This window comes from Microvirga solisilvae, assembly GCF_022808595.1.
Taxonomy (GTDB): Bacteria; Pseudomonadota; Alphaproteobacteria; order Rhizobiales; family Beijerinckiaceae; genus Microvirga; species Microvirga solisilvae.
Genome location: NZ_JAKUCN010000001.1, coordinates 188,041 through 207,354, shown reverse-complemented (window position 1 = coordinate 207,354; position 19,314 = coordinate 188,041). Strand labels below are relative to the sequence as shown.

The window sequence follows — 19,314 nt, the reverse complement described above, 5'->3', positions numbered from 1 at the left end:
GGCTGCAGCGGGAGAGATGCATGATGCAGACGCGCAAGACGATCGGACTTCTCTTCGGAGGGCGTTCGGCAGAGCATGAGGTCTCGCAACTCTCTGCCGCCAATGTCCTGCGCGCGCTCGATCCAGAACGCTACGACATCGTACTGATCGGCATCGGCCGTGACGGACGCTGGGTGTTGTGCGACAGCGGCAACGGCGCAGGACGAGGCGCGCGCTCGCTCGAGATCACCGAGGGCGCACCCCAGGTCGCGCTGCTTCCCGGCGGTAATGGCGAGATGATCGTTCTCGACGGAAAGACTTCCCGCTCCCTCCATCTCGATGCCGTCGTTCCTGTTCTGCACGGCCCCAATGGCGAGGACGGAACGGTTCAGGGGTTCCTCCAGCTCGCCAACGTTCCCTTCGTCGGCTCCGGCGTGATGGGCTCCGCTGCCGGCATGGACAAGGATGTCGCCAAGCGCCTGCTGCGCGACGCCGGTCTTCCCGTAGTGCCGTTCGTGACGATCACACAAGACAAGCCTATCGATTACCACGCCGCCGTCGATGCGCTCGGCTCCAGCGATCTCTTCATCAAACCCGCCAATATGGGCTCTTCCGTCGGCGTTGCGCGCGCAACGAATGCGGATGAGTTCGCGAAAGCCTGCACAAACGCCTTCCGCTATGATGGCAAGCTGCTCGTGGAAAAAGGCGTTGCAGGCGCGCGTGAAATCGAATGCTCGGTACTGGAGAATGCGTCAGGCGAGATCCGCGCTTCTCCTCTTGGAGAGATCGCGCCGGCAAGCAGTCACGGCTTCTACAGCTACGATGCGAAATACATCGATGCGGACGGCGCGATGCTGCGCATTCCCGCCGCGTTGTCGGCAGAGCAGACTCAAAAGCTTCAGGAACTCGCTATTGCAACCTTCAAGGCCTTGGCTTGCGAAGCCATGGCTCGCATCGATTTCTTCGTCGATCCGAAACGGGAAGAAGCGATCTTCGTCAACGAGGCGAACACGTTCCCCGGCTTCACCTCCATCAGCATGTATCCCAAACTCTGGGAGGCCGGCGGACTGCCCACACCGGAGCTGATGGAAATTCTGCTCGGACACGCCGTTGCGCGGCATGAGCGCCGCAATGCATTGGCGCTCGTGTAGAGAATATCTCAGTCGAGCTTCTCGGCGAGCAGGCCATCGACGAATTCCTGCAGGCCAACGAGGCGGTCGCGCTTGAGGCGCTCCGCCGTCTGGATCGCCTTGAGCTTCGCGAAGGAATCGCCGAGATCCTCATTGACGATCACGTAATCGTACTCGACCCAGCGCTCCATCTCGACGCGCGCATTGGCGAGGCGTTTGGCGATGACTTCAGGCGCATCCTCGGCGCGACGCTCCAGGCGGGCTTTCAGCTCCTTGAAGCTCGGGGGCAGAACGAAGACCGTAACCACATCGTCCGGCAGCTTCTGGCGCACTTGGCGCGTGCCCTGATAGTCGATGTCGAAGACCATGTCCTGACCTGCGGCCAGCGTCTTCTCCACCGGCTTGCGTGGCGTGCCGTAATAATTGCCGTGGACCTCGGCCCATTCCAGCAACTCGTCGCGGTCGCGCATCGCGAGAAACTCTTCCACTTCGATGAAGTGATAGTGCTTTCCTTCGATCTCGGACGGACGTTTCGGGCGTGTGGTCACGGAAATGGAAAGCTCACCGGCTCGCTCGTCCACGAGGCTGCGGGTGAGCGTGGTCTTTCCGGCGCCGGAGGGCGAGGACAAGATGAGGATGAGGCCGCGACGGCCGACCAGAGGCTTCGAATCTTCACTCACCGCATCACTCCACGTTCTGAACCTGCTCGCGGAATTGCTCGATAACGGCCTTCAATTCAAGGCCGATCCGCGAGAGAGCCACATCATTGGCCTTTGCGCACAGGGTATTCGCCTCGCGCCCGAATTCCTGCGCCAGGAAATCGAGGCGGCGGCCGACCGGGCCGCCCTCGCCTAGAAGCCCACGCGCGGCGTCCACGTGAGCGCGCAGGCGGTCGATCTCTTCGCGGATATCGGCACGCGCCGCGATAAGCACGGCTTCCTGATGCAGGCGGGCCGGATCGAGCGAGGACTTGCCTTCCAGCAGTTCTGCGATCTGCGCTTCGAGCCGTGTGCGGATCGCTTCCGGCTGGCGCGCCGGGCAGGCCTCGGCCTCCGAGACGAGCGCGGCAATGGTGTCGAGCTGCTGGTTGAGGACGGAGGCAAGAGCCTGCCCTTCCTTCAACCGCGCGGATTTCAAGGCCTCAATGAGCTTGGCGACCCCACCTTTGAGCGCATTCGTCAAAGCCTCGTCCTGTCCGGGATCGACCGCATCCTCATCGAATTCCACGACGCCGCGCACCGAGAGCAACCCGTCCAGGGATGCAGGCTTCACGTTGTCCGGCAGCGTCAGGCCGCCGATGGCCGAGAGCAGCGATTGCAGGACGTCCTGATTGACCTTGAGCTTCGGCGACGACGAGGCCTTGGAAATCGAGAGGTTGAGCTGGCCCTGACCACGGGTCAGCGCTTTTAGGATCTGGCCGCGCGCTTCCTCGCCGATGGCATCAAGCCCTGAGGGCGTACGGACCCGGACTTCCAGCCCGCGTCCGTTGACGGTCTTGATCTCCCAGGCCCATTGAAAGGGGCCTGTAACGCCGGCCTCGCGGGCAAAACCGGTCATGCTTGCAATCGACATGCACAGAACCTCAGACACAGAATAAAAAACTCGGCGGGACCATAATCCGCACCGAGTTTGAAGTCGATTGCAATGAGAGAACAGCCAACAATCAGGGCTGTTTCAGATTCGGAACATTCTTCGGATTGGTCAGATCGAAGGTCTTGTTCTTCAGCGGATCCTTGTCTGTGCCTTCGCTGGCATCGAAACCGCGCGCACGACCGGGCCTGCCATTGGCCCCCACGATGGGGCGAGATGAGCCCGCCGGCAGGGCGTTGGCGGTGCCGCGCAGCTCGGACAAACCGTCGTCCACCGCGCCGGACTGGCCGGGAGCCTCCGGATCGACGATACGATCGACATTGTTGCTGTCCGGCGCCGGCTTCGATTTCTCGATCTGGCGCCAACGCGCCACGTTGCGCTGGTGCTGATCGTAAGACTCGGCGAAGGCGTGGCCTCCCGAGCCGTCGGCGACGAAGTAGAGATCCTTCGTGCGCGATGGATTGGCGACGGCCTCGAGCGCGGCGCGTCCCGGATTGGCGATGGGTCCGGGCGGCAGGCCCTCGATCACATAAGTGTTGTAGGGCGTCGCAGCCTCGATCTCGCTGCGCAGGATGCCACGGCCGAGAGTGCCCTTGCCGCCGACGAGGCCATACACGATGGTCGGGTCGGATTGCAGCTTCATGCGCTTCATGAGGCGATTGATGAATACGCCCGCCACACGCGTGCGCTCATCAGCGCGGCCCGTCTCCTTCTCCACGATGGAGGCGAGGATCACGAGCTCCTGCGGCGACTTGATCGGCAACTCGGCCGAACGGCGCTGCCAGATCTGGTTCAGCGCCTGGCGCTGCGCCGCCTGCATGGTGCCGACGATCTGCTGGCGCGTGGTGCCGCGCTCGAACTTATAGGTATCGGGCAGCAGCGTTCCCTCACGCGGGGTCTCGGCGATGTCGCCGGAGAGAATCTCGTTCTCGTAAAGGCGCGCGATGATCTGCTCGCTCGTGAGTCCTTCGGGAACCGTGACTGAGTGGAGGATCGCTTTGCCGTTAACGAGGGTATCGATGGCTTCCTCGATGCTCGTTCCGGCCTTGAACTGGAACTCGCCCGCCTTGAGCTGGCCGCGCTGACGGTTGATGAGGGCATAAGCCTCGAACAGGAAGGGCTGATTGAGCACGCCCTCTTCCTTCAGGATGCCTGCGATCTCGCTCGTGCCGGTATTGCGCGGAATGAGCACGACCTTGTCGGTCTGCAGCGGGCCCTTGGCCGTGACCTCCTGCTGCAGCATCGAGAACCCGAAGAGGCCAGCCAGCGCCACAGCCACGATCAGCGTCAGCAGTCCGCTCAGGACGGACAGCATGCCGCCGCGACGGCGGCGCAGGCGCGGCGGAGGCGGCGGAGCCAAAGAGGGCTTCAGCGCCTCGCTCGGCGAGCGCGGGGCAAGGCGCGGTTGCTCCTGGCCATGGGCTTCTGCCTCATGCTCAGAGATCAGAGTGCTTTTCTTTTTGCGTCCGAACATCGCGATGCTTTTCTGGTGCCGGCCTTGTGCGTGGTGACTCGTTCGACACCCTAACGGGGATTATGGCGAAAAGCCGTAACGATGAAGCGCTATCCTCAGGCAACCCGACGGAAGATCAGCGAGGCATTGGTGCCACCGAATCCGAAGGAGTTCGACAGGGCCACGTTGACTTCCTTGCGCTTGGCCACCTTCGGCACGAGGTCGATGGCGGTTTCAACCGACGGATTGTCGAGGTTGATCGTGGGCGGAATGATGCCATCGCGCATGGCGAGGATCGAGAAGATCGCCTCGACAGCGCCGGCAGCGCCCAGCAGGTGGCCGACCGCCGACTTGGTGGACGACATGGAGAGCTTGCCGGCAGCGTTGCCGACAATGCGCTCGACGGCCTTCAGTTCCAGCTCGTCACCGAGCGGGGTCGAGGTGCCGTGGGCGTTCACGTAGTCGATCTCGGAGACCGGGATGCCCGCGCGCTTGAGGGCAGCGGACATGCAGCGATAGGCGCCGTCGCCGTCTTCGGAGGGCGAGGTGATGTGATAGGCGTCGCCCGAGAGACCATAGCCGATGACCTCGGCATAGATCTTCGCGCCGCGCGCCTTGGCGTGCTCGTACTCTTCCAGCACCACGACGCCGGCGCCCTCGCCCATGACGAAGCCGTCGCGATCCTTGTCGTAGGGACGCGAAGCCTTCTCAGGCGTGTCGTTGTAGCCGGTGGAGAGCGCACGGCAGGCAGCAAAGCCTGCGATCGAGAGGCGGTTGACCGGGGATTCCGTGCCGCCGGCCACCATCACGTCCGCATCACCCAGGGCGATCAGGCGCGCCGCATCGCCGATGGCGTGCGAGCCTGTGGAGCAGGCCGTCACCACCGCGTGGTTCGGACCTTTCAGGCCGTGCTCGATGGAAACGTAGCCGCCTGCGAGGTTGATGAGACGGCCGGGGATGAAGAAGGGCGAGATGCGGCGCGGGCCGCGCTCGATCAGGGTGGCCGAAGCCTCATAGATGCCGCCGATGCCGCCGATGCCGGAGCCGATCAGCACGCCCGTGGCGCATTGATCCTCGTAGGATTTCGGGGCCCAGCCTGCGTCGCGCAGGGCCTGGGTGGAGGCCGCCATGGCATAGACGATGAACGGATCGACCTTGCGCTGCTCCTTCGGCTCCATCCACTCGTCGGGATTGAAGGTGCCGGCGGAGCCGTCGCCGACCGGGATCTGGCAGGCGATCTGGCAGGCAAGATCATCGACCTGGAAGTCGGTGATCTTGTTAGCGCCGCTCTGTCCCTCGATCAGGCGGGACCATGTGGTATCGACCCCATTGCCCAGCGGAGTGACCATGCCAAGACCAGTAACGACAACCCGGCGCATAACGTTTGACCCTATCTTTAAATAAAAATCGGGCGTCAGGTGACTCACCCGACGCCCGTCAACCTACTTAGGCTGCGTTCTTCTCGAGGAAGCGGATGGCATCGCCAACCGTGACGATGGTCTCGGCTGCATCGTCCGGGATCTCGACGTTGAACTCTTCTTCGAAGGCCATCACCAGCTCGACCGTGTCGAGGCTGTCGGCGCCCAGGTCGTCGATGAAGTTGGCGTTGTCCGTCACCTTGTCGGCTTCGACGCCCAGGTGCTCGACAACAATCTTCTTCACGCGATCAGCGACGTCACTCATCGTTTTCTTCCTCAGTGGCTGCCGCCTCAGGAATTGGGCGGATTAAAAATCGAAACTTAGATCAGCTGCTCAGCTGACAACGCTGAAACGGCTACCTTGCGCCGTGCAAAGCCGTATTTTTGCGCGCCGGTCAACCCCTTTGGCGTGATCGGGCTCATGCTTAACACAAGCTTATCCTCTCTGGCGAGAGGCCAGCGGCACCTGCGAACAGATTCCGCAGATGCCGCTAAGTTATTCTAGAACATGGCCATTCCGCCGTTTACGTGCAGGGTGTGCCCCGTTACGTAGCCGGCTTCGTTGGAGGCGAGATACACAACCGACGAGGCGATTTCATCGCCCTGGCCCAACCTTCCCATAGGGATGGTGCCAAGGATTCCCTCGCGCTGCTTATCGTTGAGAACCTCGGTCATCGGGGATTCGATGAAGCCCGGCGCGACCAGGTTCACGGTGATGTTGCGGCTTGCCACCTCGGCAGCGAGCGCCTTGGTCATGCCGATAAGGCCGGCCTTGGAGGCTGCGTAGTTGCCCTGCCCCGGATTGCCGGTGGAGCCCACGACAGAGCCGATATTGACGATGCGGCCATAGCGGCGGCGCATCATGCCCTTCACGGCGGCGCGGGACAGGCGGAAGGAAGCGGTGAGGTTGACGGCGATCACCGTGTCCCACTCCTCGTCCTTCATGCGCATGAACAGGTTGTCCTTGGTCACGCCCGCGTTGTTCACGAGGATGTCGAGGCCGTCCATGGCTGCCTCGGCGGCGGGAACGAGGGCTTCGACGGAATCCTTGTCGGCGAGGTTCGCCTCGACCACGTGGACGCGTTCGCCGAGCGAGGCGGCCAGCTCGTCGAGAGCAGCGCGGCGGGTGCCGGAGATGGTCACGGTGGCGCCACGGGCATGGAGGGCACGGGCGATGGAGCCGCCGATGCCGCCGGTCGCACCGGTAATGAGAGCCTTGCGGCCAGTCAGATCGAACATGAGGCTCTCCTCTTATCCTTGCAGGGAAGCTTTGAAGGCGGCGACGTCGTCGGGGGTGCCGATGGCGCTGGACGTGGCGCCCGCCGCGATGCGTTTCACAAGGCCTGTCAGGACCTTACCCGAGCCAACCTCATAAAATGATTCAACGCCCTGAGCGGCCATATAGGCCACGCATTCGCGCCAGCGGACCGTGCCCGTGACCTGACGGACCAGGGCATCCTTGATCGCGGCAGGATCGGTGATCGGGGCAGCCTCCACATTGGCGACCACCGTAACGACGGGAGCGTTCACGGTGACACCCGCCAGAGCCTCGCGCATGGCGTCGGCGGCGGGCTGCATGAGGGCGCAATGGAAGGGGGCGGATACGGCCAGCATCACGGCGCGCTTGGCGCCCTTTTCCTGAGCGATGGTCACCGCGCGCTCGACGGCGGCCTTGTGGCCCGAGACGACGACCTGCGCACCGCCATTGTCGTTGGCTGCATCGCAGACTTCGCCCTGGGCTGCCGCTTTGGCAACCTCAAGGGCGGTGTCATATTCAAGGCCGAGGAGAGCGGCCATGGCGCCCTGCCCGACGGGCACGGCATTCTGCATGGCATTGCCGCGAATGCGGAGCAGTCGGGCCGTGTCGGCGATGGAGAGGCTGCCCGCAGCGGCAAGGGCCGAATATTCGCCCAGCGAGTGACCGGCAACGAAGGCGGCATGCTTTTTGAGATCGAGCCCGGCCTCGGCCTCCAGCACGCGCATGGCGGCGAGGCTCACGGCCATCAGGGCCGGCTGGGTGTTGGCAGTGAGGGTCAGCTCCTCGGCGGGACCATCCCACATGAGGGTGGAGAGCTTCTGCGAGAGAGCCTCGTCCACCTCGTCGAACACGGCCTTGGCCTGGGGAAAGGCATCGGCGAGGGCCTTGCCCATGCCCACGGCCTGGCTGCCCTGGCCCGGGAAAATGAATGCGCGCTTCATCGGGAGCGGAACCTTTATTGCATCGAATCCGCGCGGAACTCGCACTCGCGGGGCTCAGAGTCAAGGCAAACAGCGCGTTTCAAGGCCTTATCCAGCCCTCAGATAAGCTGCCGCCAGCCTTTCAGGAGGCTCCGGTCAAATTGCGGCTTGCGGGTTAAAAGCCCCGCTGACAGGCGCTCGATCCAGTGCAGAACTCGCTGCGCAAACCTCTTCAAGATCCTCATGCGGCCCCCATACTCCCTATGTTGCAACATATTCGTGACAGCGGGGCCGTCGGCGTGCGGGACTGCACTTGGCGGCAAGGCTGGGGTTTAAGTCCCTGTCCGGGAACGCTTCCTCTTGTTTTCTTGAGCCATCCGGTGTATCCGGTCGCCCTTCCGCTATTGATGAACCTGAATAAGGAGCGCCCGCATGGCTCGCGTGACCGTCGAAGACTGCATCGACAAGGTCGACAACCGGTTTGAGCTCGTGCTGCTGGCCAGCCACCGCGCCCGCCTGATTTCCTCGGGCTCGCCGCTCACCATCGACCGCGACCGCGACAAGAACCCCGTCGTGGCTCTCCGCGAGATCGCGGACGAGACCATTGCTCCCGACGATCTGAAGGAGCAGCTCATCCACTCCATGCAGAAGTATGTCGAGGTGGACGAACCGGAAGCCGAAGCCGTCCCGATGCTCGGCGGCACCGCTGCCGCTTCGGGCAGCGACAACGACGCGGACGTCCAGTTCGACCGCATGAGCGAGGAAGACCTGCTCCGCGGCCTCGAAGGCCTCGTCCCCCCGAGCAACAACAGCTCGGACGACGACGACCGCGAATGATTTCAAAGGTCTTTAAAGAATTTACGAAAGCCCGGCCTAGCGCCGGGCTTTTTGTTACGATATTCCTAGGGCGTGGATCGTTTCCGAGACCTTACATGCGCCGATATCCAGCCAAGCCTTGGACCATTGCTTTACTAGCACTGATCGGCACAAGTGCAGGGATAATCGTACCTGCTCTTGCGGAATGCGGGCATGAACCAGCTTACCGCGATGGCGAAGCCTTGGCACTGAAGAAAGCCCAAGGAAGAGCGGTGCGAAACAACCAGATCCTCCAGATCACGACCGCCCCCGGTCCAGTTGTCTTCAAAGATACCGATTGCAGTGACGACGCGCCTACGGCCGAGTGCGTAAAATATGCTTTGGCAGATGTGCTCCCTGAGCAGAACCTGTGGGTAGTTCATGTCGGCTATTATGAGGGTGGAGCGTATAAACTCATCGACATGCGAACCGGCAAGACTACTGATATCGACGGGTTTCCCTGGTTCTCTCCAGACAAGAATCGGTTCGTAACAGTGACCAATGACCCTCACGGCGATATCTACGCTCTTGTTATATGGAAAAGGGACGGCAGCACCTTCCGAAAGGAATGGGGTTACGATTTCGGTCAAGAAATGCCTGGAGCCGAGTGGTCATACTGTGTGAAAGGCTGGCGCGGCTCGGAGCGTGTGAACCTCGAAGGCTCCGGCAATGGTGGGGAGCTGACGGGCAAGGCGCGGCTGATCCTCGACCGCAAAACGTGGCGCTACGAACGCCTAAAACCCTGATAAAGTTCGCCTTCCGTCCCCTTAACCACAGCGCGGTTTAGCCGGCTGCGGCAAGGTATTCAGCTTGCAGTCAGAAGACGTCTTACAATATCTTTTAAAAATCTTCTGATTTCAGCCAGATAGATCGTTTTGAAGGAGGGTGTCGGCGGACATGATGCGCCAGTATGAACTCGTCGAGCGGGTAAAGCGCTACAACCCCTCGGCCGACGAGGCGCTTCTCAATCGCGCTTACGTGTATGCCATGATGGCTCATGGCAACCAGAAGCGTGCGTCCGGCGACCTGTTCTTCGGCCATCCCCTCGAAGTCGCGGCCATCCTGACCGACATGAAGCTCGACGAGGCGACCATCGCCGCCGCCGTGCTCCACGACACGGTGGAGGACACCGAGGCGACGCTGGAAGAGATCAACAAGACCTTCGGCCCCCAGATCGGCGCCCTCGTCGACGGCCTCACCAAGATTAAGCGCCTTGACCTCGTCTCCAAGCGCGCGGCGCAGGGAGAGAACTTCCGCAAGCTGCTGCTCGCCATCGCCGACGACGTGCGCGTACTTCTCGTCAAGCTCGCCGACCGCCTGCACAACATGCGCACCCTCGGCTTCATGCCGCCGGAAAAGCGCAAGCGCATCGCCGAGGAAACGCTGGAGATCTATGCGCCGCTTGCCGGGCGCATGGGTATCCAGGAAATGCGCGAGGAACTGGAGGACCTGTCTTTCCAGAACCTCGATCCTGAAGCCTACGAGGCCATCAACCGGCATCTGCACGAGTTGACAGCAAAGAGCGAAAAGCTCGTCGACGAGATCGAGCAGACGCTGACAACCAAGCTGAAGGCCCAGGGCATCGATGCGCATGTTTCGGGGCGCCAGAAGCGCCCCTATTCCATCTGGCGCAAGATGGAACGCAAGTCCGTCTCCTTCGAGCAATTGTCGGACATCTTCGCCTTCCGCATCATCGTCGGCACCCTCGACGAATGCTACCGGGCGCTCGGCACCGTGCATACGAGCTGGCCGATGGTTCCAGGTCGCTACAAGGATTACATCTCGACGCCCAAGCAGAACGATTACCGCTCGATTCACACCACGGTGATCGGCCCCGGCAGCCAGCGCGTGGAACTGCAGATCCGCACGCAGGAAATGGATGAGATCGCGGAATACGGCATCGCCGCGCACGCGCTCTACAAGGAAGGTGTGAACGACAATTCGCGCCTCGCCACGGAAAGCCGCGCCTATCAATGGCTGCGGCGCACCATCGATCTTCTGGCCGAAGGCGACAATCCGGAAGAATTCCTGGAGCATACCAAGCTCGAGCTTTTCCACGATCAGGTCTTCTGCTTCACGCCGAAGGGGCGCCTCATCGCCCTACCGCGCGGCGCAACGCCAATCGACTTCGCTTATGCAGTCCACACGGATGTCGGCAACACGGCGGTGGGCTGCAAGATCAACGGCCGCATGTCGCCACTGCTGACTGAATTGCAGAATGGCGACGAGGTGGAGATCGTGCGCGCCGAAGGCCAGACGCCTCCCGCCGCATGGGAGTCACTTGTCGTCACCGGCAAGGCACGCGCCTCGATCCGCCGTGCCACGCGCGCCGCCGTGCGCCGGCAATATACAGGCCTCGGCCACCAGATCCTGGAGCGCGCTTTCGAGCGTGCAGGACGCCCCTTTTCCGACGAGAAGCTCAAAGGCGCCCTGCCCCGCCTGGCTCGCGTCTCCGCCGAGGATGTGCTCGCAGCGGTCGGCCGGGGCGAGATGTTCTCCGGCGATGTGGTGCGCGCAGTCTATCCCGACTACAAGGAAGAACGCCGCACCGGGACTGAGACCCGGATTGCCGGCGAGCCTGATGGCGCTGGCGAGAAATCGTCCGGCGAGCAGTCGAGCGGCATTCCGATCCGTGGCCTCAACAAGGACATGCCGATCCGCTTCGCGCCGGAAGGCGGCGCGGTGCCCGGCGACCGCATCGTCGGTATCCTCACGCCTGGCGAAGGCGTGACGATCTACCCGATCCAATCATCGGCGCTGGCCGATTTCGACAACGAACCCGACCGCTGGATCGACGTGCGCTGGGATCTCGAATTCGGCTCCACGCAGCGCTTCCCCGCGCGCATCAAGCTGCAATCGATCAACGAGCCCGGGTCGCTGGCACAAATCGCGCAGGTGATCGCGGATCATGACGGCAACATTGATAGCGTCAACATGAAGCGCCGCACGCAGGACTTCACGGATGTCACCATCGATCTAACCGTGTGGGACCTGAAGCACCTGAACGCCATCATCGCGGAACTGCGCGCCAAGCGCGTGGTGAGCCGCGTCGACCGCATTACCGGATAGAACTCTCAATGCCGAACAAGCCCCGCATTGCCGTCATCATGGACGAGAACACCAGCGTCGACGGCACGCGCTATGACATGACGAAGAACTACTTCATCGCGATTCACGGTGCAGGCGGCATGCCTTTCGGCATTCCGTATCACATGGACATGGTGGAGAATGTCGTCGACGAGTTCGACGGTTTCGTGAATGTGGGCGGCCGCTTCGCCTTTCCGGATGAGTGGTTCATCGACGGTCAGGTCTCCAAGGCTCCGGAATCCGAGCGTCTTGCCGTGGAGCTTGCGCTCATGCGCAGCTTTCTCGAACGCGACAAGCCGGTGCTCGGCATCTGCAACGGCATGCAGGTTCTCGCAGGTCTCCACGGTTGCCGCCTCTCGCCGGATGTGCGCGCGATGGGCTCGCACATCATGGAGCACGACAAGCGCGGACACTTGCATCCCGTGGCGATCAAGGAAGATACCCTTCTCTCCCGCATCGTCGGCCAGCGCGAACTCACGGTGAACACCTTTCACCGCGAAGCCGTCGTCGAGCTATCCAAGGATGTGATCGCGAGCGCTTATGCCGAGGACGGCGTCATAGAAGCCGTTGAAATCCCATCGTATCGCTTCGCACTCGGCGTTCAGTGGCATCAGGAAGCATTCACGCGGCAGGAGCATCCCGGAAACCCGATCTTCCGCGCCTTCATTCAGGCGGCAGAGAGAAGTTAGACTGCTCCCTGCGCGCCAGAAATTGTCTTTCATTTCGCTGAGCCGTCAGTCAACGGCATGGGTAGATGCCCACATCGCGGCTTGCGTCCGGTTCTTGACCTGGAGCTTGCGTAAGATCGCTTTGATATGAACCTTGACGGTGCCCTCCGAAATCTCAAGCCTGCGGGCAATCTCTTTGTTCGATTCACCTTGCGTCAAACATTCGAGAACGGCCGTCTCGCGCTCGGTCAATCCTTTTACCTTGCCGGCTTGGGGCACAGCCGCCATCTCTCGCAGCCGAGGGAAAATGGTCACCGGGAAAATCATTTCACCCAGCATGACGAGGTCCAAGGTCTTCACGAGTGCCTCGGGCGATGTCGACTTCACGAGATAAGCGGCTGCCCCTGCTTCAATGGCAGCTAGCATCTGATTGAAATCATATCGTTCGACGAGCATGACGACTCGGATGGTCGGGATCTGCTTCTTGAGGGACCGAATCCGTTCGCATGTCGCTGCAAAATCCTGAGCCGCGTCTGCGATCAGGAGAGACACGCCGCTCCTCGCATTCAGCAAGGGCTGGATTTCATCAAAACTCTCGCCGAAGATTGCAGAGCCATAGACCGTCTCGGCCAGGATGTGTTTCAGGCCTTCCCGGAATAGCTCACTGGGTTCGACCAGCACTGTCTTTACCGAGCAAGCCCACTCTTTCAAAGTGGCGTTCTTCATGTCTTTGACTCGACGGAAAGCCAAGACGTCATAGACCATATGATAGTGGCTCTACGGATTGCAGAATGATTGCGCCATTCAACTGCTCCTGGCTCGGCTGTCATATCAGAAAAAGAGTTCTCTATCTGCGTCTTCATATTCATATCCCCGCGCAGCAGAAGCAAAAGATGAATGTCGGCATGTATCTGTTTCTCCTGCCCACTCTCGCACGATTCATTAATCATGCTTTTATGGCTTTATCTCCCGCATCACCTTCGCGCGAAGGGAGATATACATTTCTCATCATCGCCAATAGCCTGACAATGATCTCTTGGCCTCGTATAAATGGAATGTCATATTGTTATTCAAGTGCGCTTCCACACAGTGGTCGTCGTGGCCTGGACTCAGCACGACTTCTCCGCTGAACGCCCTTGCTTCTCGCCTGTCCAACTGCCAAAGAGCACTCAAGGAGATGCCATTATGACCCCGAATGAAGCCCTCGAAGAATTCCGCTCCGCCGGCGCTTTGCTCGAAGGACATTTCATTCTCTCGTCAGGGCTGCACAGCCCGGTCTTCCTGCAGAAGATGTTCGTGTTCCAGGATCCTGCTCGCACCGAACGGGTCTGCAAGGCTCTTGCCGAAAAGATCAAGGAACGCTTCGGAACGGTCGATTACGTGGTCTCCCCCGCCGTAGGCGGCATCGTGCCGGGCTACGAGACCGCGAGGCACCTGGGGGCCAAGGCCATCTTCGTGGAGCGCGAGAACGGCGTCTTTGTCCTGAGGCGCGGCTTTACGATTCCGGAAGGCGCCAGGGTCGTCATGGTGGAGGACATCGTGACAACGGGCCTGTCTTCCCACGAGTGCCTGGCATCCCTCAAGGACCATCCGGGGAACGTCCTGGGCGCGGCCTGCCTCATTGACCGCTCCGGCGGCAAGGCTGATCTCGGCGTACCGCTTGTCTCCCTGGTCCAGCTCGATATTCCGGCCTACGAACCCGACAAGCTGCCCCCCGAACTCGCAGCTTTGCCGGCGATCAAACCCGGCAGCCGCAGCCTCAAGTCATAAAAATTGTTTATTTTTCACGTTAAGGGTTGACTGCCCCCTTTCTGCCAACTTGACTCATTTTCGTTTACTCACCATTAAGTATTCGAAGTTTCGGTTTTTACTCGTCTAAAGGGTTGATAACAGCCTGTTTTCAGGCACGTCCGTTTTTATTGCGCAACTGTATTGATCGCAAAAACAATAGATGTCGCTCTGACACATCAGGTTGTTATGCCACCCAGGCAGACACAAACAGAGAATACTTATGTCAGGCCAGCAGCGGATAGCGCTCTTCATTGATGGAGCGAACCTTTACGCTACGACAAAGACGCTTGGTTTCGATATCGACTACAAGCGGCTGCTGAAGGAATTCCAAGGCCGTGGCACACTTGTGCGTGCGTTCTACTACACGGCACTCGTGGAAGATCAGGAATACTCTTCTATCCGCCCGCTCATCGATTGGCTCGATTACAACGGCTACCGCGTGGTCACGAAGCCGACGAAGGAGTTCGTGGATTCCGCCGGCCGCCGTAAGGTAAAGGGCAACATGGACATCGAGCTCGCCATCGATGCGCTCGAGCTTGCTCCTTACATCGATCACATGGTCCTGTTCTCCGGCGACGGCGATTTCCGCTCGCTGGTCGAAGCCCTGCAGCGCCGTGGTGTGCGCGTGTCGGTGGTTTCCACCATCACCACCCAGCCCCCGATGGTTGCCGATGAGCTGCGCCGCCAGGCCGATGAATTCCTCGACCTGTCGCAGCTCGCCTCCCGCATCGGCCGCGACCCGTCGGATCGCCCGCAGCGCGCGCCCGGTGAAGGCAACGACCGCCCGGATCGCCCGCGTCCGCAGCAGCAACAGCAGCCGCGCAACGGCGCCCTGGAAAGCCGCTACGGGATCCGCCAACAGGGATCGGACGACGAGTTCGAGATGTAAGGTATCGGTTTCAAGCCGAATGCTGAGATGGCCGGGCTCGTCCCGGCCATTGTCGTTTAAAGGGCAAGGCTAGAGAGAGCTTGCCTCGACGTCGCAATCCAATCCGAGTGCTCCCGCCGTGTTGCTGACGGTGGCGAGGCACAGGCTCTCCCGCTCCTGCGGGATGAAGACCGCAAAGCGCGTCACATAGAGCCCGCCTTCGGCATCCGACAGCTTGCGCGCCTCGAGGCGCACGATGTTGGCATCGTATTGCTTGAACACTTCCGCCAGCCGCGCCACGAGACCGAGCTGATCACCGCCACTGATGGTGATGCGGTGCGTGATGCTGCCCGCAGGGCCTGGGCTCGGATCGAAGGCATAAGGCACGGCGCGAACCTCCGCGCCCTCTAATTCCGGCACTTGCCTCAAGCCTGCTTCGATCGTGCTCGCTTCGAGGCCCGAGGGCAGCTCGCAGATCGCCAGGAACTCGGCTCCGGACCCCAGCGAAGCGAAGGTGGTGTCGCGCAGGTTCACGCCGATATCGAACAGGTGCTCCGCAATCGCGGCGATAAGCCCGACACGATCAGGGCCGAGAACGGAAACGAGAGCTACGGACGCCATGCTGATCCCTCCCAAGTAGGAAGGAAGTTAGAGCACAGGCGTCGCGTGTCAGCCCTTGTCGCGCATGAGGCGCGCCTTCTCGCGGTTCCAGGAGCGCTCCTTCTCCGTCTCGCGCTTGTCGTGGAGCTTCTTACCTCGCCCGAGGCCGAGTTCCACCTTCGCCATCCCACGCTCGTTGAAATAGATCTTGAGCGGGATCACGGTGAAGCCCTCGCGCTGCGTGGCGCCAAGGAGCTTGTTGATCTGGTTCCGGTGCAGCAGCAGGCGGCGTGGACGCTTCGTCTCGTGATTGAAGCGGTTCGCCTGCAGGTATTCCGGGATATAGGCGTTGAAGAGGAAGAACTCCTCGCCCGACGGGCCGGCATAGGCCTCGCCGATGGTGGCCTTGCCCGTGCGCAGGGATTTCACCTCCGTGCCGGTCAATGCGATGCCGGCCTCGTAGGTGTCCACGATTTCATAATTGAAACGCGCCTTCCGGTTGTCGGCGACAACGCGGGGGCCGCTTTTCGGATCTTTTGCCATTTGTCTTTAAGCGTTGATCAGGCCCGCATGGACCATGGCCGAACGCACTGCTTTCTTGGTGCCATCGGAGACCGGAATCATCGGCAGGCGCACATCGTCCTTCATCAGGCCGAGGACGGACGCGGCGTACTTCACCGGCGACGGATTGGTCTCAATGAACAGGTTGGTATGGAGCGGCATCAGGCGGTCCTGCACTTTCAGGGCCGTCGCGTAATCGCCCTTCAGGCAGGCCTCCTGCATTTCGGCGCAGAAGCGCGGAGCCACATTGGAAGTCACGGAAATACAGCCATGGCCGCCATGGGCCATGAAGCCGAGGGCCGTCGCATCCTCGCCCGAGAGTTGGATGAAGTCAGGCCCCATGGCTTGGCGCTGCAGGCTGGTACGGGCAAGGTTCGCAGTCGCGTCCTTCACGCCCACGATGTTCTTGAGCTCGAACAGGCGCGCCATCGTCTCCACCGACATATCGATCACCGAACGGCCGGGGATATTGTAGATGAAGATCGGAATGCCGATGGCGTCGTTGATCGCCTTGAAGTGCTGGTAGAGCCCTTCCTGCGTCGGCTTGTTGTAATAAGGCGTGACGATCAGCACCGCATCGGCGCCGCACTTCTCCGCGTGGCGGGAGAAACCGATGGCCTCCTCCGTGCTGTTGGAGCCGGCACCGGCGATCACGGGTACCCTGCCCTTCACCTCGTCGACGCAGATCTCGATGACCCGGTCATGCTCCTTGTGGCTGAGCGTCGGGCTCTCGCCGGTGGTACCGACGGGAACCAGGCCATGGGTGCCCTGCTCGATCTGCCAGTTGATGAAGGCCCGGAAGGCAGCCTCATCCACGGCGCCGTCCTTGAAGGGGGTCACCAAAGCCGTGATGGAGCCTTTGAATCGGGTCATGACAATCCTCGAGTAAGAAGCGGCAGATGGGAGAGAGCCCAAGGGCTTAACACATAAGGGGTGCGTCGCATCCGCGCAAACGCTCCTTTAGGGTGTTGTCCTAGCGCGGCACTTGGTGTTTCCTCAAGTGAAACGTCGCCACAACAGACAGGCGGCGAAATGGGGGTTAGCGGGTGAACCTCACAATGCGCCTTTCGGTCCGTCTTCTGGCGTCTGTCGCCGCAATCCACTTGTCCGTTCTCTCCGTTCACGCGAATGAGGGACCTGCCGGCTCGCCGCAGCCGACAGCCCTGGAGAACTTCGCGCCGCCCTCCAAGGCCATGGGGGACCTGGAACAGCTACCGCTGATCTTCAAGGCCTATCGGGACAACGATGAGACGGAAGCCGCGATCCTCAAGTCGAAGCTCTCCGACCCCGCCGCTCAGGCCCTCGCGGAATGGTTCGCCATCCGCAGCGGCCTGCCCATGGGCCATGAGCGCATCCTCGCCTTCCGTAAGGATTTTCCGGATTGGCCCGTCACGGCGCGGCTCCTGCGCCGGATGGAGGACACCTTCCTCTCCGAGCGCCCTTCCACGGCACAGATCCGCGCTTTCTTCGACAAGCAGCCCCCCGTGACCGCCGGCGGGCGGATCGCCTATGGTTTTGCCCTGAAGAATGACGGTCTCGACAAGCAGGCCACGGATCTCATTCGCCAGGCATGGCGTGAGGACACCTTCGGTAGCGAGACCGAGGACCGCATTCGCGCCCGCCTTCCGGGCCTGCTCACCCAGGCCGATCACCGGTTCCGCATGGAACGCCATCTCCTGAAGGAGAATTGGGGCGCAGCCCTGCGTGCGGCGGGCTATGCCGGGCAGGATTACGTCACCCTGGTGAAAGCGCGCATGGGCGTGTTCCAGGGCAAGAAGAAAGCGGAGAAGGCCTTCGCAGCCGTTCCTGCCTCGTTGCGGAGCGATCCCTCTTACCTGTTCTCCCGCGCGCTGCTTCAGCGCCGGAGCAAGAACCTGGTCGAGGCCGCCAACATCATCATGCAGGCGCCGCGCGACCACGAGCAGCGCGTGGACGGCGATGAATGGTGGGCCGAGCAGCGCCTCATCACCCGCGAGCTTCTCGACAAGGGCGACGCCCAGACCGCCTACAAGGTGGCGAGCCATCATGCAGCAGAATCCCCGGCCCAGCAGATCGAGGCTGAGTTCCATGCAGGCTGGATCGCGCTTCGCTTCCTGAGCGATCCCGCGACGGCGGCAAAGCACTTCGCCACGGTCGGGCAGACCGCCTCCACGCCGATCTCCCAATCGCGCGTCGCCTATTGGCAGGGCCGTGCGGCGGAAGCCGCTGAAGCCTCAGCGGACGCCAAGCTGTTCTATGCCAAGGCGGCCGGCCACCCAACCACCTATTATGGGCAACTTGCCCGGGAGAAGCTTGGTGAAACCGTCTCCCTGCGCTCGGTCGCGCCGCTAAGCGATGACGAGCGCAAAGTCTTCGAGAACAGCATCCCCTTCCGAGCTGTCAATCTTCTCCAACAGGCAGGCGAGACGGAACTGGCCATCGGCCTCTATATCGATCTTGCCCAGACATTGAACGACCCTGGACAGCTTGATGCGCTGGCGGCTCTTGCAACCAGTCAGGGCAATCCCCGCGCGGTTCTCGCCATCGGCAAGATCGCTCTCCAGCGCGGCTTCCCCCTCGATCAGCACGCCTATCCTCTTGCCGCGATTCCGGATTTCGAGCCGGTGGGCGACGAGGTTGAGCCAGCGATGATCTATGCCATTGCAAGGCAGGAAAGCGCCTTCAATCCCAAGGCTATCTCAAGCGCAGGTGCGCGGGGCCTCATGCAGCTCATGCCCGCCACCGCCAAGCGCACAGCCCAGCGCTTCGGCGTCGGTTTTGATGTGAAGCGGCTGATCGAAGACCCGTCCTACAACGCGAAGATCGGCTCGGCCCATCTCGGAGAGCTGATGGAGGATTGGAAGGGTTCCTACATCCTCGCCTTCGCCTCCTATAATGCGGGCGGCGGTAACGTGAAGAAATGGATCAATGCCTATGGCGATCCCCGTTCGCCCCAGGTCGACATGATTGACTGGGTGGAGCGCATTCCCTTCTACGAGACCCGCAATTACGTACAACGTGTCATGGAGAATCTGCACGTCTACAGGGCGCGGCTGAAAGACAAGCCCGCTCCTGCTCCGGCGGAAGCTTCTGCGGCAGCCGCTGCAACATCGGATGCGACAAAGACCTCGTATTGAGGCAGGATGCTGCTCATCGA

The 19,314-nt window shown here is 61.5% G+C and carries 19 protein-coding genes; 8 read left to right on the top strand and 11 right to left on the bottom strand.

Annotated elements, in window-relative coordinates; translation table 11 throughout:
* Nucleotides 1-20 precede the first annotated feature (20 nt).
* A complete protein-coding gene (locus MJ639_RS01055) occupies nt 21-1,130 on the top strand; it encodes a D-alanine--D-alanine ligase family protein (RefSeq protein ID WP_243367908.1) in 1,110 nt (369 codons plus the stop codon).
* Between the two features lie 8 nt (nt 1,131-1,138).
* On the opposite strand, the gene gmk is transcribed toward MJ639_RS01055, so the two are convergent.
* From gmk to fabD, 7 genes are all read right to left on the bottom strand, one after another.
* Nucleotides 1,139-1,789, bottom strand: a complete 651-nt coding sequence (gmk, locus tag MJ639_RS01050; RefSeq protein ID WP_243367906.1) for a guanylate kinase — start codon at nt 1,787-1,789, stop codon at nt 1,139-1,141.
* A 4-nt stretch (nt 1,790-1,793) separates the two neighbouring features.
* Entirely contained in the window at nt 1,794-2,681 is an 888-nt protein-coding gene (locus MJ639_RS01045; RefSeq protein WP_243367904.1) for a YicC/YloC family endoribonuclease, read from the bottom strand.
* A gap of 91 nt (nt 2,682-2,772) precedes the next feature.
* Nucleotides 2,773-4,173, bottom strand: coding sequence for an endolytic transglycosylase MltG (mltG, locus tag MJ639_RS01040; RefSeq protein ID WP_243367902.1), 1,401 nt, complete (start codon nt 4,171-4,173; stop codon nt 2,773-2,775).
* Between the two features lie 95 nt (nt 4,174-4,268).
* Entirely contained in the window at nt 4,269-5,531 is a 1,263-nt protein-coding gene (gene fabF / locus MJ639_RS01035) for a beta-ketoacyl-ACP synthase II (protein WP_243367900.1), read from the bottom strand.
* A 67-nt stretch (nt 5,532-5,598) separates the two neighbouring features.
* Nucleotides 5,599-5,835 (bottom strand): acyl carrier protein, encoded by a 237-nt coding sequence (locus MJ639_RS01030; RefSeq protein ID WP_009764365.1) that lies wholly within the window; start codon nt 5,833-5,835, stop codon nt 5,599-5,601.
* Nucleotides 5,836-6,071: 236 nt separating this feature from the next.
* A complete protein-coding gene (gene fabG / locus MJ639_RS01025) occupies nt 6,072-6,809 on the bottom strand; it encodes a 3-oxoacyl-[acyl-carrier-protein] reductase (RefSeq protein ID WP_243367897.1) in 738 nt (245 codons plus the stop codon).
* Between the two features lie 12 nt (nt 6,810-6,821).
* Nucleotides 6,822-7,769 (bottom strand): ACP S-malonyltransferase, encoded by a 948-nt coding sequence (fabD, locus tag MJ639_RS01020; protein WP_243367895.1) that lies wholly within the window; start codon nt 7,767-7,769, stop codon nt 6,822-6,824.
* A 411-nt stretch (nt 7,770-8,180) separates the two neighbouring features.
* On the opposite strand from fabD, the gene rpoZ reads away from it, so the two are divergent.
* From rpoZ to MJ639_RS01000, 4 genes are all read left to right on the top strand, one after another.
* Nucleotides 8,181-8,585, top strand: coding sequence for a DNA-directed RNA polymerase subunit omega (gene rpoZ / locus MJ639_RS01015; protein ID WP_243367893.1), 405 nt, complete (start codon nt 8,181-8,183; stop codon nt 8,583-8,585).
* A gap of 95 nt (nt 8,586-8,680) precedes the next feature.
* Nucleotides 8,681-9,349 (top strand): hypothetical protein, encoded by a 669-nt coding sequence (locus MJ639_RS01010; protein ID WP_243367890.1) that lies wholly within the window; start codon nt 8,681-8,683, stop codon nt 9,347-9,349.
* A 151-nt stretch (nt 9,350-9,500) separates the two neighbouring features.
* Entirely contained in the window at nt 9,501-11,672 is a 2,172-nt protein-coding gene (locus MJ639_RS01005; protein WP_243367888.1) for a RelA/SpoT family protein, read from the top strand.
* 8 nt (nt 11,673-11,680) lie between these two features.
* The gene (locus MJ639_RS01000) at nt 11,681-12,379 is read left to right on the top strand and encodes a gamma-glutamyl-gamma-aminobutyrate hydrolase family protein (protein WP_243367886.1); all 699 of its coding nucleotides are present in this window, start codon (nt 11,681-11,683) and stop codon (nt 12,377-12,379) included.
* Nucleotides 12,380-12,424: 45 nt separating this feature from the next.
* Here the strand turns inward: MJ639_RS01000 and MJ639_RS00995 are convergent, their stop codons facing one another.
* Nucleotides 12,425-13,084: a response regulator transcription factor gene (locus MJ639_RS00995; protein ID WP_243367884.1), complete on the bottom strand. Its 660-nt coding sequence runs from the start codon at nt 13,082-13,084 to the stop codon at nt 12,425-12,427.
* A gap of 459 nt (nt 13,085-13,543) precedes the next feature.
* On the opposite strand from MJ639_RS00995, the gene pyrE reads away from it, so the two are divergent.
* Nucleotides 13,544-14,128, top strand: coding sequence for an orotate phosphoribosyltransferase (gene pyrE / locus MJ639_RS00990; protein WP_243367882.1), 585 nt, complete (start codon nt 13,544-13,546; stop codon nt 14,126-14,128).
* 241 nt (nt 14,129-14,369) lie between these two features.
* On the top strand, nt 14,370-15,038 hold the full coding sequence (locus MJ639_RS00985; RefSeq protein ID WP_243367880.1) for a LabA-like NYN domain-containing protein: 669 nt from the start codon (nt 14,370-14,372) through the stop codon (nt 15,036-15,038).
* Between the two features lie 69 nt (nt 15,039-15,107).
* Here MJ639_RS00985 and MJ639_RS00980 read toward each other — a convergent pair whose 3' ends face one another.
* The 3 genes from MJ639_RS00980 to dapA are packed head-to-tail and all read right to left on the bottom strand — an operon-like array spanning nt 15,108 to nt 17,051.
* Nucleotides 15,108-15,638, bottom strand: a complete 531-nt coding sequence (locus tag MJ639_RS00980; protein WP_243367878.1) for a glycine cleavage system transcriptional repressor — start codon at nt 15,636-15,638, stop codon at nt 15,108-15,110.
* Nucleotides 15,639-15,686: 48 nt separating this feature from the next.
* Nucleotides 15,687-16,160, bottom strand: coding sequence for an SsrA-binding protein SmpB (gene smpB / locus MJ639_RS00975; RefSeq protein ID WP_243367876.1), 474 nt, complete (start codon nt 16,158-16,160; stop codon nt 15,687-15,689).
* A gap of 6 nt (nt 16,161-16,166) precedes the next feature.
* Entirely contained in the window at nt 16,167-17,051 is an 885-nt protein-coding gene (dapA, locus tag MJ639_RS00970; protein WP_243367874.1) for a 4-hydroxy-tetrahydrodipicolinate synthase, read from the bottom strand.
* A gap of 185 nt (nt 17,052-17,236) precedes the next feature.
* On the opposite strand from dapA, the gene MJ639_RS00965 reads away from it, so the two are divergent.
* Nucleotides 17,237-19,294 (top strand): transglycosylase SLT domain-containing protein, encoded by a 2,058-nt coding sequence (locus tag MJ639_RS00965; protein WP_243367872.1) that lies wholly within the window; start codon nt 17,237-17,239, stop codon nt 19,292-19,294.
* Nucleotides 19,295-19,314 lie beyond the last annotated feature (20 nt).